The following is a 2354-nucleotide window of genomic DNA, read 5'->3' as shown; positions in this document are numbered from 1 at the left end:
TGTCCCCATCGTCTAGAGGCCTAGGACATCACCCTTTCACGGTGAGTACGGGGGTTCGAATCCCCCTGGGGACGCCAAACATGCAAAAAGCCGCCTTGAGCGGCTTTTTGCATTTCAGGGCTGGTGCCGCGGGATCACCACATGATGGGATTGTAGGGCGCCGGTATCGGCCAGCGGCCCACATGCAGCTGCGGCCATTGCGAGCCGTAGGCCATCTGCGACCTCGCCACGTCCAGCCCCAGCGGATCGTAGACCGCGCCGCCGCCCATCAAGCCGGCCATATTGCCGCCGAATTGACTGCCCAGCTGGCTTCCCAACTGCGCGCCCAGTTGAGACCCCAGCGTCGTCGCCGACATCGGCGCCATCACGCCGGCCTGCTGCGGCGCCACGGCTTGCGCCGGCTGTTGTACCGCCTGCGCCTGCAGGCCGACCGCCACCAGCACATCCGGCAAGCCGTAACCGGTGCGGCTCTGGTCGGCCAGGCTGACACGGTGCGCGCTGGCGCGGATGATCTGGAACAAGCGCTCGACACGCTCGGCGCCGCGCGCCTTGTACTGCGGGGTCTGGAAGTCCGGGTGGTGCGCCAGCGTCAGCGCGGCCAGTCCCGTCACGTGCGGAGTCGCCATCGAGGTGCCGTCCCAGGCCGCGAAATTATTCGGCGGCACGCAGGACGTGATCGCCACGCCCGGCGCGCACACCGCCACCTGCGGTCCGAAGCAGCTGAACTTGGCGGTGAAAAAGCCGTAGGCGTCGACGTTCTGGTCCAGCGTCTGCGCGTGGTAGCTGTCGGCCGGGAACTCGTCGAGCTTGCCGACCGCCGCCACCGCCAGCACATTCGGCGACGACGCCGGATACTGCACCGCGCCGCCCGAATTGCCGGCCGCCACGATGCAGGCGATGCCGGCCCGCTTGGCGCGCACGATCTGCTGCTCCAGCGCCTCCGACACTTCGGCCCCGCCCAGGCTCAGGTTGACCACGTCGATCTGCTTGTCGATGCAGTACTCCAGCGCGTCGATCAGCTGGCTGACCTGGCCGCCGGGGAACAGCTTGCAGGCGTGCACTTCCGCCTCCGGCGCGAAGCCGCGGATGCCGGACGCGATGTCGGCCGCCGCGATCACGCCGGCGCAGTGCGAGCCATGGCCCAGCGTGTCCTGGTCCCAGCCCTCGGGATTGGTTTTCTTGTTCAGCACGTCGAAGCCGGCCCGGATGCCGCGCAGGTTGTCATGCGTGGTGGCGGCGCCCGAGTCGATGATGGCGATCTTGATGCCCTGGCCCCGATAATTGCCGGGCAGCTGGTCCAGCCGCATCGCCTTCTGGCCCCAGCCGTAGGCGCGCTGGCGCGGGAAGCCCGCCAGCGCCGGCCAGTCCGACAGCGCGCGCAGCACCACCACATTGGCCTCGTCGGTGCTGATGTCGGGATCGCGCTGGTAGAAGCTCCAGTAGTCGGCCTTGGGCTTGACGTACAGGCCGCTCACCGATTCGGGCGTTTCGCCGAACAAGGTCAGCGTGACCCGGCCGTTGGCGTCGGTCACGCCGCTGGCCGGCAGCATGCTGCCGAACAGCGACACTTCGGCGTCGGCCAGCGGCACGCCGTCCTTGCCGGTCACGCTGATGGAGGCGTTCAGCACCGGACCGCCGCCCATGGTCGGCGTCACGCCGGTCACCAGCGAGGGCTGGCGCATCAGCGACGGTTCCATCAGCGCCAGGTGCTGGTCGCGTTCGACCAGCAGGCGGCCCTGGCCTTGCTGATGCAGCACGGCCGCTTTTTGTTCCGTCATGCGCGCCACCAGGACGCCCTGGCTGCCGCCCATGCCGTCGGCCAGCGCGCCCAGCACGGATTTCGGGCCGACCGTGTCGACCACCTCGATATCCTTGCTGCTGCGCAGCGCCTGTTCCAGCGCCGAGAACTGCAGCGGCTGCAGGCCCAAGGTCTGCAAGCCTTCTATCTGGCGCGGGGCGATGACGAATTGTTTTTTGCGGGCGCCGACCACACGGCCGGCGCCGCTGGGGGCATCGCCGGCGCTATCGGCGGACGCGCGCGCTTCGTTGCCGCCGGCGCCGGATCCGCTGATCGAGCCGGAACTGCCGGCGGCCGAACTGCGGCTGGAGCGTCCGGCGTTTTCAGCCGGCGCGGCGGAGGGTTCGCCGCCAGAGGCGGCGGGGTCCGACGACATCGATGCGCCGTCGTTGGGAGTCTTGGCCATGGGTATTCCTTTCAAATCGGGTCGGCCTGCGCGCGGTCGAACATCGACAGCGGCTGGTCCGGTTCTATCGTCAATTGCTGGGAAGGCGGGGGGGGGGGGGGGGGGGGCAATGACCCCACCCCCGCCCCGGGTGGGGGGGGGGTGTTATGA

1 protein-coding gene and 1 tRNA gene are annotated in these 2354 nt (G+C 69.1%); one reads left to right on the top strand and one right to left on the bottom strand.

Going from position 1 to position 2354, the window contains the following annotated elements; translation table 11 throughout:
* The first annotated feature begins 1 nt into the window (after nt 1).
* Nucleotides 2-77, top strand: a tRNA-Glu gene (locus tag ACCD07_RS32225).
* Nucleotides 78-134: 57 nt separating this feature from the next.
* Here ACCD07_RS32225 and ACCD07_RS32220 read toward each other — a convergent pair.
* Complete coding sequence (locus tag ACCD07_RS32220; RefSeq protein ID WP_413449686.1) at nt 135-2204, bottom strand: S8 family serine peptidase; 2070 nt, start codon at nt 2202-2204, stop codon at nt 135-137.
* Nucleotides 2205-2354 lie beyond the last annotated feature (150 nt).

The sequence above is a fragment of the Duganella sp. Dugasp56 genome (genome assembly GCF_047304105.1).
Classification (GTDB): domain Bacteria; phylum Pseudomonadota; class Gammaproteobacteria; order Burkholderiales; family Burkholderiaceae_D; genus Rugamonas; species Rugamonas hordei.
This window is presented reverse-complemented; position numbering and strand designations above follow the sequence as displayed.

Bases quoted from the DNA above. Each gene is read 5' to 3' on its own strand.
- ACCD07_RS32220 (WP_413449686.1), bottom strand. From the start codon at position 2,204: ATGGCCAAGACTCCCAACGACGGCGCATCGATGTCGTCGGACCCCGCC.